The organism is Pseudonocardia cypriaca, from assembly GCF_006717045.1.
GTDB classification, from domain to species: domain Bacteria; phylum Actinomycetota; class Actinomycetes; order Mycobacteriales; family Pseudonocardiaceae; genus Pseudonocardia; species Pseudonocardia cypriaca.
Window position 1 is genome coordinate 126,374 of sequence record NZ_VFPH01000001.1, and the last position, 14,314, is coordinate 140,687.

Below are 14,314 nucleotides of genomic sequence, written 5' to 3' on the forward strand. Positions count from 1 at the left end.
TCACCGCTGCCGACAGGGGTCCTCTCCCACGACCCGATCACCATCTCGACCTCCTCCAGGGGCCACCCCACGCTCGGATCCGGGAGTCGTCACCGGATCGGCTACACGATGGGAAAATCAAAATAGGTTTCAGGATGAGGTTCGTCCTCCAGCGTGTAGTGCCACCACTCGCAGTCGTACGGGGCGAAACCGCAGGCGGTCATGATGGAACGGAGGTGCTCACGATTCCTCGCCTCGACCCGGCTGATCCCGTCCGCCCCATGGTGTGAGACCGGATCCATGAGGTCGTGGTCGCCGCCCATCGGAACGAGCTCGCCGGTATCCAGGTGGTAGAGCGTCAGGTCGACGGCAGCCCCCCGGCTGTGGCTCGACTTCGCCGCGACGTACCCCCTCTCGAACATCTCGGCCCGGTCGATGTTCGGATAGTGCCTCGGCTTCGTCCGGCCATCCTCCGGCTGCGTCGACCAGCGGATGAAGCAGTCCACGGCGCGCTGCGGGCGGTAGCCGTCCCAGACGAGCAGGCCGAAGCCGAGGGCTGCGGCCTCCACCCGCGCTCTTCCCAACGCCGCGCACAGGGCCTTCGTGCCGACCACCCGATTTGCCAGGTACCCGGGCACCGGCTTGCCGGTGAAGTTGTCCCAGGTGGCGTACTTGGCATCCCAACGTATTCCGGACACGAACTCGTCCACGAAGACGAAGTCACCGTGCATCGTCTTTCCCGGTCAGCGTCGACGACACGATCCGGTCGATCACCTCGGCAAGTGGCAGCCCGGCGGCCGCCATCATCCTCGGGTACCGGCTGTACGACGTCATTCCGGGCAAGGTGTTGACCTCGTTGAGCACCACGCTTCCGTCGTCCGTCAGGAACATGTCGACCCGCGCGAGTCCCCTGCATCCGAGCGCGCGGTACACGACCTTCGCGGTCTCCTGGACGAGCCGGCGCGACTCCGCCGAGATGGCGGCCGGAACGGTTATCGTCGAGTTCTCGGAACCGCTTTCCGGTGTGGTCTCCTGATGGATCCTGAAGAAGCCGTGGGACAGCCCGATCTGATCCACCTCGCCGGCGACGAGATCCGTATCGTCACCCAATATCGCGCAGCCCACCTCGCTGCCGACGACAGCCTCCTCGACCAGCACCTTCGAGTCGTACTGCCTCGCGGCCTCGACCGCGGCCGACAGCTCTTCTCCGCGGGACACCTTGCTGACGCCGAAAGACGAACCCGAGCGGGCCGGCTTCACGAAGACGGGATACGGGAACCCGGCTGGATCGATGTGCCCGGTGGCCGGCACGGTCCAGAAATTCGGGGTGGCAACTCCCGCGCTGCGCGCGACCACGTAGGCGAGGGACTTGTCCATGCAGAGCGCAGAACTCTGGACGTCACAGCCCACGTACGGGACGCCGGAGAACTCCAGCAGACCTTGGATCGCACCGTCCTCGCCGAGTCTGCCGTGCAGCACGGGTAGCACGACGTCCAGGCGGATCGTCTCGTACCGTCCCCGCTCCAGGACGAGTACTCCGTGCACGCTGCTGTCCGGGGACAGCACGGCCGGCCGGCCACCGCCGTTCTCCCAGTGCGCGTCAGGGCCGTCGCAGAGCTTCCAAGCTCCGCTCCTCGTGATCCCGATGTAGACCGGTTCGTACTTCTCGACGTCGAGGATCCGGGCGACCTCCTGCGCGGATTTGACGGAGATCGGGTGCTCCTCCGAGCGGCCTCCGAAGATGATTCCGACCTTCAACCTATCCACGCTGGTTCCTGCTTTCGAAGCTCAGGCAGTTGACGATCGAGTTCTCGACGGTGTCGCTCAGGGCGCGGTCCGTGTAGTAGGCGGTGTGCGGACTGATGAGCACGTTCGGCAGTTCGTGCAGTCGCAACAACGCTCGGTCCTGAATGGGCTTGCTCCTGCAGTCGGCGTAGAATATTCCTTCCTCTCCCTCGAGGACGTCCAACGCCGCGCCACCCAGCCGGCCGCCTTCCAATGCCGAGACGAGGGCCTCGGTATCGATGAGCGAACCGCGTCCGGTGTTGATGACGAACGCCCCGGGCCGCATCTGCGCGATGCGTTTCCGGCTGAGGAGGTGGTGGGTCTGCGCGTTGAGCGGCGTGTGGAGCGTCACGATGTCGCTCTGCTGCAGCAACTCGTCGAGCGGGACGTAGTCGGCGGCCGCCTCGGGTCGGCTGTCGTAGGCCAGTACCCGGCAGGCGAAGCCCCGCAGCCGGTCGATGACCGCGGCGCCGATGCGTCCTGTTCCGATCACCCCGACGGTCAGGTCGCGTAGCTCTTTCCCGCGTATGGTGTTCAACCTGTAGTCATGGGTGTCGACGCGCCTGATGATCGACCTCGCGTCGCGCACCACCATCAGCATCAGCATCAACGTGTAATCGGCCACGCCGTCGGGCGAGTAGGAGACGTTCTCGACGGAGATGTCGACGCTCTCCGCGTAGTTCACGTCGATGTGGTCGTACCCGATGCTCCTCGTGGAGACGTACCGCACGCCGGCCCGGCTGAGCGCGAGAAGGGTGGAGTTCGCAACCCGGGTCCTGTGGCCGACGCTGATGCATCGGTTTCCGAGCGCCAGTTCGACATTGGCTTCGGATACCGGCGCCGCTGTGATGGTCGGTGCAACTCCGAGGCGAGGGCCCAGCTCGCGGAACAGGACGGCCTCGTCCGGCCCGCATCCGTAGATCGTGATTCTGGTGGGCGGGACGGCCGAGGAGGACGAGGACGTCAGCGATCGGACCACCGTTCGTGCTGGTTCCCTGTCGCTCATGTCGCCAGTCAAGGCGGCGCGGCGTTGCCAGCACGTATGTGATTCTCGATATGCCGACGATATGTACGTACAGGTAACCTTCGCGCGTCAACCCAGGGCGCGGAGGCGGCGGTTGAGGTAGCGCTGCTCCGGCAGGCTGGTGGTCAGCCGGCTCGCCGTCCGGTACGCCTCCGCGGCGGCCGCGGTGTCGCCGGTCATCTCCAGCAGGTGGGCCCGGACCGCATGGGTGCGGTGGTGGCGGCCCATCGCCGGCAGCTCCAGCAGGGGCTCGACGAGGTCGAGGCCCGCGCGGGGGCCCTGGTCCATCGCCACCGCCACGGCGCGGTTCAGCGTGACCGCCGGGGCCGGTGCGACGTCGTGCAGCATCGCGTAGAGCGCGCTGATCTCCGCCCAGTCGGTCTCCTCGGCGCTGGGTGCCTCGGCGTGAACGGCCGCGATGGCCGCTTGCAGCTGGAAGCGACCGACGGGCCCGCTGGGCAGCACCCGTTCCAACAGCCGGACACCCTCGCTGATCATCGCCCGCTCCCAGCGGCTGCGGTCCTGCTCGGCGAGCGGCACGAGGTCGCCGCGGGCGTCCACCCGGGTTCCGGCTCGCGCGCCCGTGCACAGCAGCAGTGCCAGCAGCCCGGTGATCTCGTCGTGCGCGGGCAGCGCGGCGTGCAGCACCCGCACCAGCCGCAGGGCCTCAGCGGCCAGGTCGGTGTCCAGCAGCTCCGAGCCGCCGGTGCGGAGGTGTCCCTCCGTCGCCATCACGTGGCAGACGTCCAGGACCACCGCGATCCGCCCGGGCAGCTCGGCCACCGACGGCAGCTCGAACCGGGCTCCGGCGGCGCGCAGGGTGGCCCGGGCGCGGCTGAGCCGCTGGGCCATCGTGGGCGTCGGCACCAGCTGCGCGGCTGCGATCCGTTCGGTGCTCAGACCGACGACGGATCGCAGCGTCAATGCGATCTGCGCGGTGCGCGACAGCGCCGGGTGGCAGCAGAGGACCAGCATCGCGATGCTGTCGTCGCTGCTCGATGGCGCTGGTGGTAGCGGCTCGGCCAGCACCACCCGGTCCTCGCGGGCAATGCGTGCACGCTCACTGCGGACCCGGTCGATCAGGCGCCGTGACGCGACCCGCACCAGCCAGCCCCGCGGGTCGTCGGGCGGCCGGACGGCCCACGCGACGGTGGCCTCGGCGATCGCTTCCTGGGCGGCGTCCTCGCAGTCGGCCAGGTCGCCGTGCCTGCGCAGCAGTGCGGCCAGGAGGTGCGGCGACTCCCGCCGCCACACCTCCTCGACCAGGGCCCCCGCGGTCAGGAGTCCCCGCCTCCGGGCCACATGGCAGGCCGGATCTCGACGGTCTCACCCGGCCCGCTGAACCGGCGTCCGATCTCCTCGATCCGCTCCGCGTCGACGTCGATCAGGAAGAAGCCGGCCAGGTGCTCGCGCGCCTCGGCGTAGGGCCCGTCCGCGGCGACCGGCTCCCCGTCGGCCCAGCGGTACAAACGCGCTGTCGCGGGATCGGCCAACGCCTCGCCCCCGAGCAGCTCGCCGTCGGCCTGCATCTTCGTGAGCATCTCCTCGAAGTCGGCCTGCAGCTCGTCCCGCTGCTCCTTCGGCAGCGCCTGGTGCTCGGCGACGAAGTCACTCGTCGGATGGCCCCACGGCCGGGGATTGGAGTGGATCAGCACCACGTACTTCATCGGTTCTCCTCCTGTCGTAGGAGGAAGCGGCGCCCCTCCCACCACGGACGTCGGAGTCGCCGCGACGGGCTCGACGACCCAGGACGTGATCTGCGTCATACCTCCCGGTCGCCCGACACCGTCCGCGCCCCACGCCGCCTCTCGTTCATCTTGCCGACCACCGTCGTGGATCATCCGGTGAGCCAGGATGGCAAAGTGCCAGGGTGGCTGCCTCCCGTTGGAACCACAACATCCACTACCACCCGCTCGTGCTCGCCGCGGTGCCACCGGGCAGCCGCACGGCGCTCGACGTCGGCTGCGGCGAGGGGCTGCTGACCGAGGAGCTGAGGGCGGTGGTGCCCTCGGTCACCGGCATCGACCCCCACGGGCCCACGCTCGAGCTGGCACGCAGCCGCGCGGGCGGCGCGGGTGTCGAGTACGTGCAGGGGGACGTGCTGACCCACCCGTTCGAGCCGAAGTCGTTCGACGTGGTCGCGTCGATCGCGGCGCTGCACCACATGGACACCGCCACCGGGCTGGCGCGGATGCGGGACCTGCTCCGCCCCGGCGGCGTGCTCGCGGTGGTCGGGCTGCCCCGCAACCGCTGGCCGCACGACGTCCCCTACGCCGTGGCGGGCGTCGTCGCCCACCGCTGGCACCGATGGCGCAACGGCGGGTCGACCCATACGTCCGCGCCGACGGTCTGGCCGCCCCCGGACACGTTCGCCCAGGTCCGGACGACCGCGGAGCGCCTCCTGCCCGGTGTGCGGCTGCGCAGGCACGTCCTCTTCCGCTACTCCCTGATGTGGACGAAGCCGGGTCGGGGCTGACAGCACGTCAGAAGGCGGTGTGGGCCCACCAGTGGTCGAGCAGCGCCCGGTCGCCGGTGATCGTGAGTCGGGCGTCGTCGGGCGTGGTCCGCCGGGAGAACACCAGCAGCAGGTCGCCCACCGGCGCGGTGATCACCACGTCCGCGTCGGCCGTCCGGCGCTCCCAGGTCACGCCGCCGGGCTCACGGGTGATCAGCCAGCCCGGCTCGACGTCCGTGGCCCTGAGCTGCAGGGTCTGGCCGTCGCCGCGCAGCTCGCCCAGCTCGGGCTTCAGGTCCGCCGCGCCGGGCGACGAGATCAGCGAGAGCCCCTCGCTGATCGTCTCGGCGGCCAGGTCCGGGGCGACCGTGAACGGCCGGCCGGCGGCGGACGCCGCGTCCGCGACGTGCACCGTCGAGTCGGCCAGCATGCGGCGCAACCAGAACCGCGCCGGTACCTCCCCGACGAACGCCCACACCGGCGTCTCCGGGCCGGCATCGGCGATCGCGGCGACGAGGTCGTCGGCGCTGTCTTGCAGCCACCCCGCCCAGTCCTGCGGATGGCCCGGCTCCGCGTCCCTCGGGTCCGGCGGGGGAGCGGCCGCGCGGCTGCGCACGAGCCCGGCGCTCCAGCGGTAGGCCTGTCCGATGTGCCCGACGAGATCGCGCACGCGCCACTCCGGGCACGTCGGCACCGGGGCCTGGGGGTCGAGGCCCGCCACCGTGCCGGCGAACGCCTCCGTCACCTCGTGCAGCCCGGTGACCAGGCGGTCGACGTCCAACTCGAGGCTCTGCATCTGATCCACGGGACGTACCGTAGGAGCTCCACCCTGCTGGAGGTTCGAGCGACTGTGACCCAGGACACGCTCGGTATCGGTGACCTCGCCGCACGCACCGGCGTGCCGGTGCGCACCATCCGGTTCTACTGCGATGAGGGCCTGCTCGACACCCAGCGGAGCGCAGGCGGGCACCGGCGGTTCGCGCCGTCGGCGGTGGACCGGCTCGGACTGGTGCGGCGGCTGCGCGGGCTCGGGCTCGGGCTGCCCGCGATCGCGGCGGTGCTCCGCGAGGAGCGGTCGATCACGGAGGCCGTCGCGGCTGAACGCGCCGCCCTCGACGTCGAGCTCGCGGCGCTCGCCTGGCGACGCGCGTCGCTCGCCGCGGTCGAGGAGGCCGCCCCCGCCGACCGGGCGGCCCGCCTCGCGCTGCTCGCGGCGGTGCAGGACCACCACGCGGCGCGGGACGCGCTCCTGGGTTTCTGGCACCGCCTGTTCGCCTCCCCGCTGCCCGCCGACCTCGTCGAGATGTTCCTGGAGGTCAGCGTCCCGGCGCCCCCGGACGTCCCGACCCCGCGCCAGGTGGTGGCGTACGCCGAGATGGTCGCGCTGGCCGGCGACCCCACCCTCGCCCGCCGCATGCGGGCGAGGGCGCGGGTCAACATCGAGCTGATCTCCGACGAGGCCGAGCTGCTCACCGGGATCGGCGAGGCGTGCCACCTGGCCCGGCCGCTGGTGCTGGCCGGCCGCCGGCCCGAGCCCGGCCCGTCCCTCGACCGGTACGTGGCCGCCTACGCCACGGTGCGGCGCACCGGGGACACCCCGCGGTTCCGCCGGGAGCTGCTCGCCACCGCCACCGTCGACCGCGACCCCCGGCTGCGCCGCTACTGGACCCTCGTGGGCGAGGTGACGGGCGACCCCGTGACCGTGGGTGTCGCCCAGGCGTGGCTCGTGGACGCGCTGGAACGATCCGTGGTGGGAGGCTCGGTCACGTCCGGGTCGGCCGGCCGTTCAGCAGAGCCGTCCCCGGTTCCGGTGCCAGCGGCCCCGGCAGGGGAGCTGCGTGGATGACGTGGAGGGTCGTGACGGCGCGGGTCAGGGCGACGTAGAGGCGCTGGAGCCCGCGGTGTTCGGCTCGGGCGATGTGGGCGGGCTCGACGACGACGACCGTGTCGAACTCGAGCCCCTTGGCGAGGCTGACCGGGGTGAGGGTCAGCCTCGCCGTCGCCGTGTTCGTGTCGGTACCCAGCACGGTGTGCGGGAGCCCGCTGCCGGAGAGGGCTCGATGGAGCTCGGGGACGTCGTCGTCGGCGGCGATGAGTCCGGCCGATCCTTCTCGGGCGAGCGCGGCGGCACATGCCGCGACGGCCGCAGCGACCGTCTCCTGCGGCGCGGTCCGGGTGATGTGGAGGGCGTCGGCGGAGCGGCGGAACGACGCGGGGCCGCGTAGCTGCGGGGCGATGTGCGGCAGCAGGCGGGCGGCGAAGTCGATGACCTGAGCCGGCACGCGGTAGCCGCGGGTCAGTTCCTCGATCTCCCCGTCCGGGCGGTCGAGGTGGGTGAGGACCGCGTTCCAGTCCTCGACTGCGGAGGGGCTGGTGGCCTGCGCGAGGTCGCCGAGCACGGTGCAGGAGCGCGCCACGCGGCGGGCGATCGCCCGGATCTGCATCGGGCTGAGGTCCTGGGCCTCGTCGACCACGACGTGGCCGAGCCGGCCGGGGTGCTGGATCAGCGCTGCGGCCTCGTCGAGCAGGGCCAGGTCGAGGCTGCTCCAGGCCATGGCCCTTACGCTGCGGGGACGGGGTGCGAGCAGGATCGCGCGCTGCTCGTCGCCGGAGAGGATCCCGTCGGCGGCGCGCGCCAGGTGGTCGCGGTCGGTGAGGAGCTCGACGACCAGGCGGGCGGGATCGACGGCCGGCCACATCTGCCGGACGGCGCGGCCGATCGCCTGGTGGCGACGCAGCTGGTGCTCGGTGGCGGCCGAGCCCCCGGCGCGCTCCATCCGGCGCAGCACGAGATGCACGAGTCGCTGGGTCAGCAGCTCTCGACCGGCGCCGTAGTCGAGCCCGCGGGCGAGGATGATGTCGAGCTCCTCCGCCAGCTCCTCCGCGGCCACTCGCCACGTGCGGTGGTGCTGCCTGACCTCGAGCGCTTCTGCCGGCGGCCGGATGCGGGACCACAGGTGGCGACGGAGGACCTCGGCCATCCGGGCATCGCCCTTGACCCGCCCGGCCCGCGGATCGTCCTCCCGCTCGACCGGCACACCCGGCCCGGTGAGCTCGTCGACGGTGACCTGTGAGACCTCCACCTCGCCGAGTGCGGGCAGGACGTTGCGGATGTAGGAGAGGAAGGAGCGGTTGGGGCCGACGACGGCGACCCCGCCGTCCTTCCGCAGCCGTTCCCGCTCGGTGTAGAGCAAGTAGGCCAGGCGGTGCAGCCCCACGGCGGTCTTCCCGGTGCCGGGCGCACCCTGGATGCACAACGTGCGTTCCAGCGGAGCGCGGACCAGCCTCATCTGTTCCGGCTGGATCGTGGCGACGATGTCGCGCATCGGCCCGGTGCGAGGACGCTCGATCTCCGCGGCCAGTAGCGTGTTCTCGCCGCCGGACGGGCCAGGGCGGTCGAGCGGCTCGTCCTCGAAGGCGGTCAGCAGGCCGCCGTGGTCGAAGCCGTACCGGCGGCGTACCCGGACCCCCATCGGGTCCTCGGCGCCTGCCTCGTAGAAGGCGCGGGCGAGTTCGGCGCGCCAGTCGACGACCAGGGGTTCACCGTGCTCGTCGCGGACGCCTTTGCGCCCGATGTAGACCCGGTCACCGGCCCGCGTGCGCGCACCAAAACGGCTGGTGGGGTGGTCGTGGACGGCTCCGGGTGGGTAGTCGAGCCGCCCGAAGAACAGCGGCCCGCCGTCCCGGTCGGACAGCTCCTCGACCCGTTGGAGGCGGTACCGGCGCAACGCGTGGTTCGAGTACTTGTCCAGGACGGCGTCGCCCTCGCCCGCGCCGGTGGCCAGCATCGTGCTGACCTCCTCGCGCATGCGGGCCAGCTCGGCGCGGCAGAGGTCGATGTAGGCGCGTTCGGCGCGGATCTCCGGCTCGGCGGGGTCCTGGTCCGGAACGGTCTGCGACGTGGTCACGAACATCCTCACCTCGGAGCAATAGCTAACTCGGTTAAAAGTAGCTCCTGGGCGAGTTTCTGGCCAAGTCGTATCCGACTAGGCTCCGACCGTGGAGGAACTGGGACTGCGCGAGCGCAAGAAGCGCCGCACCCGGGAGGCGATCACGGACGCGGCCTTCGCCCTCTTCCGGGAGTCTGGGTTCGACGCCGTCTCGGTCGTCGACATCGCCGCAGCCGCCGAGGTGTCCAAGCCGACCCTGTTCGCCTACTTCCCGACGAAGGAGGACATCGTCCTGCGCCGGTTCGTCGACGGCGACGGGAGCCCGGCGCTCGTCGTCCGGGAACGCCGGCCGGGCGTGCCCGCGCTGCGGGCCCTGCGGCAGAGCTACCTCGATCGACTCGCTCGGCGAGACGTCCTCACCGGTCTGAACGACAGCCCGTCGGCCATCACGTTCCACGACCTGCTGTACTCGACGCCGACCCTGATGGCCCGCCTGAGCGGCTACATGATCGACCGGGAACGCGACCTCGCCGACGAGCTCCTCGCCTCAGGCGCGGTGAGTGACGGGTTCACCGCCCACATCGCGGCCGCCCAGGTCTTCGGCACCCAGCGGATCCTCGGCCACCACAACGCCCAGGAGGTCCGTTCCGGGCGCAGCGCCGACGACGCCTACCCCGCGGCGGTCACCCGCGCGGAGACGGCGTTCGACGTCCTGGAGAACGGCCTGGCGTCCCGCGTCGGCTAGCGCTGCGGGCGCCCACTGATCGATGCGGGATGGCGACGATCGCCCTGTCGTGGGCGCAAAGCGTGCTCTCGCGGCGATCAATGGGGCATCGGGCGGCCGTCCCCGACTGGGGGGCACGGCGGTTGCCGAGGAGACCGTCACCGCCGGGTGCCTACGCGACTATCCGGTGGTCCCGACCCTCGATCTTCACGGGCGATCACCGGAGGTGAGACGAGCAGCTCGCAGAGCGCCCACCGGGGTCGAGCCGCTCCACACGTGTCGGCGATCATGTTCGTCCGAAGAAACGGCACTCTCGTCCCATGGAGCAGGACGAGAGTGCCGTTCGGTCAGTCCAGGTCGTCGGCGTCGTCCCGGGCGAGGAAGCTCGCGATCCGCTCGACGGCGTCCTCGAAGGCGGGATTCAGGTCGACGAACACGCGGAGCCGCTCGGCCAGCCATTCCACGCTGACCTGCTCGTCCCCGCGCCGTTCGACGAGCTCCTCGATGCCCCGGTCGGTTGCGTACACCCTTACCTCGTCGATCAGTCGGAAGTGCTCGAGAGAGCCTCGTCGATCAGGGCGGCCTGCTCCACCTCATGCACCTTCGACGAGCCGGCGGCCGGGGCCGCCATCCGCCTGCGGGACACGCGCCGGAAGCCGACCAGCCGCGGCAGCATCTCCGGCAGCTCCAGCCCCAAGAACGGCCACGCGCCCTGGTTGGCGGGCTCCTCCTGGACCCAGCGGACGTCCTCGGCGTTCGGGTAGCGGTCGAGCACGGACGCGAGCTGGCGGTCCGGCACCGGGTACAGCTGCTCGATCCGGACGAGCGCGATGTCGTCGATGCTGCGCTTGTCGCGCACGGCGGCGAGCTCGTAGTAGATTTTGCCGCTGCACAGCAGGACGCGCCGCACGCCGGTTGCGACGCCGTCGCCGTCGCGGAAGCGCGGGTCGTCGATGACCGGGCGGAACCGGCCTCCGGTGAAGTCCGACAGCGGGCTCACGACCTGCTTGGCCCGCAGCATCCACTTCGGCGTGAACACCACGAGCGGGCGGCGCACGCCGTCCATCGAGTGCCTGCGCAGCAGGTGGAAGTAGTTGGCCGGCTCCGTGGGCAGTGCCACCGTCATCGAGCCCTCGGCGCACAGCTGCAGGAACCGCTCGATGCGGCCCGAGGAGTGGTCCGGGCCCTGGCCCTCGAGCCCGTGCGGCAGCAGCAGCGCGACGTCGGACATCTGGCCCCACTTGGCCTCACCGGACGAGATGAACTCGTCGATGATCGACTGCGCGCCGTTGACGAAGTCGCCGAACTGGGCCTCCCAGGCCACGAACGCCTCGGGGTTGGCCACCGAGTAGCCGTACTCGAACCCGAGTGCGGCGAACTCCGACAGCGCCGAGTCGTACGGCAGGAAGCGGTCCTGGTCCTCCGACAGGTTGCGCAGCGGGTAGTACTCCTCGCCGGACTTGCGGTCGATGATCACCGAGTGGCGCTGCACGAACGTGCCGCGGCGGGTGTCCTGGCCCGAGATCCGCACCAGCTTGCCGTCCATCACGAGGGAGCCGAGTGCGAGCAGCTCGCCGAACGCCCAGTCGACGTTGCCCTCGCGCGACATCTGGTAGCGCCGCTGCAGCACCGGCTTGACGCGCTGGTGCACGTTGAAGCCGTCGGGCAGCTCGACGTGCGCGTCGCCGATGCGGTGGACGACCTCCAGCGAGACCGACGTGTCGAGGTCGGTGGGGACCGACTGCTCCTTCTCCACGGACGGGCTCGGCGCAGGCGGTGTCTTCTCCAGCTCGCGGACCTCGTTGAAGACGTGCTCCAGCTGGTTGGAGAAGTCCTTGAGCGCGTGCTCTGCCTCGTCGACGGTGATGTCTCCGCGGCCGATGAGCGACTCGGTGTAGATCTTCCGGACGCTGCGCTTCGCGTCGATGATGTCGTACATCGCCGGCTGGGTCATCGAGGGGTCGTCGCCCTCGTTGTGGCCGCGACGCCGGTAGCAGATCATGTCGATCACGACGTCGTTGTGCCAGCGCTCGCGGTAGTCCACGGCCAGCTTGGCCACCCAGACGCAGGCCTCCGGGTCGTCGCCGTTCACGTGGAAGACCGGCGCGTCGATCATCTTCGCGACGTCGGTGGAGTACTGCGACGAGCGCGAGTGCTCGGGCGCGGTGGTGAACCCGACCTGGTTGTTGATCACCACGTGCACGGTGCCGCCGGTGCGGTACCCGCGCAGCTTGGCGAGGTTGAGCGTCTCCGCGACCACGCCCTGACCGGCGAACGCGGCGTCGCCGTGCAGCATCAGCGGCAGCACCGTGAAGCCGCCCTCGCCCTTGTCGAGGAGGTCCTGCTTGGCGCGGACGATGCCCTCGAGCACCGGGTCGACGGCCTCCAGGTGCGACGGGTTGGACGCCAGCGACACGACCGTCTCGCCGTCACCGAACATCCGGAAGTACTTGCCCTCGGCGCCCAGGTGGTACTTCACGTCGCCGGAGCCGTGGGCCTGGCCGGGGTCGAGGTTGCCCTCGAACTCGCGGAAGATCTGGCTGATCGGCTTGCCCACGATGTTGGCCAGCACGTTGAGGCGGCCGCGGTGCGGCATGCCGATGACGACCTCGTCGAGCTCGTGCTCGGCGGCCTTGTCCAGCACGGCGTCGAGCAGCGGGATCACGGTCTCGCCGCCCTCGAGCGAGAACCGCTTCTGCCCGACGTACTTGGTCTGCAGGAACGTCTCGAACGCCTCGGCCGCGTTGAGCTTCGACAGGATGTACTTCTGCTCGGCCTGGTTGGGCTTCTGGTGCGGCACCTCGATCCGCTCCTGCAGCCACGCGCGCTGCTCGGGGTCGGCGATGTGCATGTACTCGGTGCCGATGGTGCGGCAGTACGCGTCGCGCAGCACGCCGAGCACGTCGCGCAGCTTCATGTGCTGCCTGCCGGCGAACCCGCCGACCGCGAACTCGCGGTCCAGGTCCCACAGCGTGAGCCCGTGGGACAGGATGTCCAGGTCGGGGTGGCGGCGCTGGCGGTAGTTCAGCGGGTCGGTGTCGGCCATGAGGTGGCCGCGGGTGCGGTGCGCGTCGATCACCTCGATGACGCGGGCGGTCTTGTCGATCGCGCCCTCGGGGATGTCCTGCACCCACCGCACCGGCTCGTACGGCACCCGCACCGACCGGAAGATCTCGTCGTAGAACTCGTCCTCGCCCAGCAGCAGCGCGTGGACGCGGCGCAGGAAGTCGCCGGACTCGGCGCCCTGGATGATCCGGTGGTCGTAGGTGGACGTCAGCGTGATGATCTTGCTGACCCCGATCTCGGCCAGCTTCTCGTCGCTCGCCCCCTGGAACTGCGCGGGGTACTCCATCGCGCCGACACCGATGATCGCGCCCTGGCCCTGCATCAGCCGCGGCACCGAGTGGTTGGTGCCGAGCGTGCCCGGGTTGGTGAGCGTGATGGTGGTGCCCGCGAAGTCCTCCGCCTGCAGCGCGCCTGCGCGCGCCTTGTGCACCATCGCCTCGTAGGCCGCCCAGAACTGGGCGAAGTTCATCGCCTCGCAGCCCTTGATCGAGACGACGACGAGCGAGCGCTGCCCGTCCTTGCCCGGCAGGTCGATGGCGAGCCCGAGGTTGACGTGGTCGGGCTGCACGACGACGGGCTTGCCGTCCTGCTCGCTGTAGTGGCGGTTCATCACCGGGAAGTCGGCGAGCGCCTTGACCAGCGCGTACCCGATGAGGTGCGTGAAGGAGACCTTGCCGCCGCGGGTGCGCCGGAGCTGGTTGTTGATGACGACGCGGTTGTCGGCGAGCAGCTTCGCCGGGACCGCGCGCACGCTCGTGGCCGTGGGCACGGCGAGCGAGGCGTTCATGTTCTTGACGACCGCGCCCGCGGCACCGCGCAGCGGGGTGGTGGTGCCGCCCGCGTCGGCGGCGCGCGCGGCGGGACGTGCGGCCTGCGAGGTGCTGCCGGCGGCCGGCTTCGCTCCGCGGGCGGGCTCGCTGCGCTTGACCGCAGGGCCGCTGCCGTTGGTGCCGCCGGGCGGCGTGGTGGGCGTGAGCGCCTTGCGGTCGGCGGCCCGCGAGCGCTCACTGGGCTCGGCCGGCTCGGCGGCCGGGGTGGGAGCGGGCGCGGTGGGCGCGTCGGACGGCGGGGACGGCCGGCCGGGCTGCTGTGCGGCCTGCTGGACGGAACCGGTGCCTGCCGAGTCGTCGGCGGTGTCGGCGGCAGCGGCGTCGGTCGGTCGGTAGTCCGCGAAGAACTCGTGCCAAGCGGGGTCGACGGTGGAGGGGTCGTCGAGGAAGCGCTGGTACATCTCCTCGACGAGCCATTCGTTCGGCCCGAACTCGCCTGCTGGACTGGACGTACTGCTGCTGGACACGCTTATGACCGCCTTGATCGGATCGCATCGTCTTCGCCGAGGACTGCACGCCAGGTTAGTCCTCGCGCTCAGGAGGCGGGTACCGCACAGGGGC

The 14,314-nt window shown here is 70.9% G+C and carries 12 protein-coding genes; 3 read left to right on the forward strand and 9 right to left on the reverse strand.

What is annotated here, in order from left to right; translation table 11 throughout:
- Nucleotides 1-101: 101 nt before the first annotated feature.
- The 5 genes from vanX to FB388_RS00685 form a co-directional block, all read right to left on the reverse strand.
- The gene (vanX, locus tag FB388_RS00665) at nucleotides 102-710 is read right to left on the reverse strand and encodes a D-Ala-D-Ala dipeptidase VanX (RefSeq protein ID WP_142095570.1); all 609 of its coding nucleotides are present in this window, start codon (nucleotides 708-710) and stop codon (nucleotides 102-104) included.
- Nucleotides 700-1,746 (reverse strand): D-alanine--(R)-lactate ligase, encoded by a 1,047-nt coding sequence (vanA, locus tag FB388_RS00670; protein ID WP_142095572.1) that lies wholly within the window; start codon nucleotides 1,744-1,746, stop codon nucleotides 700-702. Before vanA ends, vanX begins: the two co-directional genes overlap by 11 nt.
- Entirely contained in the window at nucleotides 1,739-2,731 is a 993-nt protein-coding gene (gene vanH, locus FB388_RS00675; protein ID WP_425468546.1) for a D-lactate dehydrogenase VanH, read from the reverse strand. The genes vanA and vanH overlap by 8 nt, the downstream gene beginning before the upstream one ends.
- Nucleotides 2,732-2,857: 126 nt before the next feature.
- Nucleotides 2,858-4,090: an RNA polymerase sigma factor gene (locus FB388_RS00680; protein WP_246121434.1), complete on the reverse strand. Its 1,233-nt coding sequence runs from the start codon at nucleotides 4,088-4,090 to the stop codon at nucleotides 2,858-2,860.
- Complete coding sequence (locus FB388_RS00685; protein ID WP_142095575.1) at nucleotides 4,066-4,455, reverse strand: YciI family protein; 390 nt, start codon at nucleotides 4,453-4,455, stop codon at nucleotides 4,066-4,068. Before FB388_RS00685 ends, FB388_RS00680 begins: the two co-directional genes overlap by 25 nt.
- A 203-nt stretch (nucleotides 4,456-4,658) precedes the next feature.
- Between FB388_RS00685 and FB388_RS00690 the strand changes: the two genes are divergently transcribed.
- Nucleotides 4,659-5,264, forward strand: coding sequence for a class I SAM-dependent methyltransferase (locus FB388_RS00690; protein ID WP_142095577.1), 606 nt, complete (start codon nucleotides 4,659-4,661; stop codon nucleotides 5,262-5,264).
- 7 nt (nucleotides 5,265-5,271) lie between these two features.
- On the opposite strand, the gene FB388_RS00695 is transcribed toward FB388_RS00690, so the two are convergent.
- On the reverse strand, nucleotides 5,272-6,039 hold the full coding sequence (locus FB388_RS00695; protein WP_170225657.1) for a maleylpyruvate isomerase family mycothiol-dependent enzyme: 768 nt from the start codon (nucleotides 6,037-6,039) through the stop codon (nucleotides 5,272-5,274).
- A 54-nt stretch (nucleotides 6,040-6,093) separates the two neighbouring features.
- Here FB388_RS00695 and FB388_RS00700 point away from each other — a divergent pair, with 54 nt between their 5' ends.
- Entirely contained in the window at nucleotides 6,094-7,089 is a 996-nt protein-coding gene (locus tag FB388_RS00700) for a MerR family transcriptional regulator (RefSeq protein WP_142095579.1), read from the forward strand.
- Here FB388_RS00700 and FB388_RS00705 read toward each other — a convergent pair.
- Nucleotides 7,007-9,151, reverse strand: coding sequence for a HelD family protein (locus FB388_RS00705; RefSeq protein WP_246121436.1), 2,145 nt, complete (start codon nucleotides 9,149-9,151; stop codon nucleotides 7,007-7,009). The two genes, FB388_RS00700 and FB388_RS00705, sit on opposite strands and share 83 nt — an antisense overlap.
- Nucleotides 9,152-9,242: 91 nt before the next feature.
- Here FB388_RS00705 and FB388_RS00710 point away from each other — a divergent pair, with 91 nt between their 5' ends.
- Nucleotides 9,243-9,878, forward strand: a complete 636-nt coding sequence (locus tag FB388_RS00710; protein WP_142095581.1) for a TetR/AcrR family transcriptional regulator — start codon at nucleotides 9,243-9,245, stop codon at nucleotides 9,876-9,878.
- Nucleotides 9,879-10,204: 326 nt separating this feature from the next.
- On the opposite strand, the gene FB388_RS00715 is transcribed toward FB388_RS00710, so the two are convergent.
- Nucleotides 10,205-10,384 carry a DUF6104 family protein gene (locus FB388_RS00715; protein ID WP_142095583.1) on the reverse strand — a complete coding sequence of 60 codons (180 nt, stop codon included), beginning with the start codon at nucleotides 10,382-10,384 and terminating at the stop codon, nucleotides 10,205-10,207.
- A gap of 14 nt (nucleotides 10,385-10,398) precedes the next feature.
- A complete protein-coding gene (locus FB388_RS00720) occupies nucleotides 10,399-14,154 on the reverse strand; it encodes a multifunctional oxoglutarate decarboxylase/oxoglutarate dehydrogenase thiamine pyrophosphate-binding subunit/dihydrolipoyllysine-residue succinyltransferase subunit (RefSeq protein WP_246122025.1) in 3,756 nt (1,251 codons plus the stop codon).
- Nucleotides 14,155-14,314: the final 160 nt, after the last annotated feature.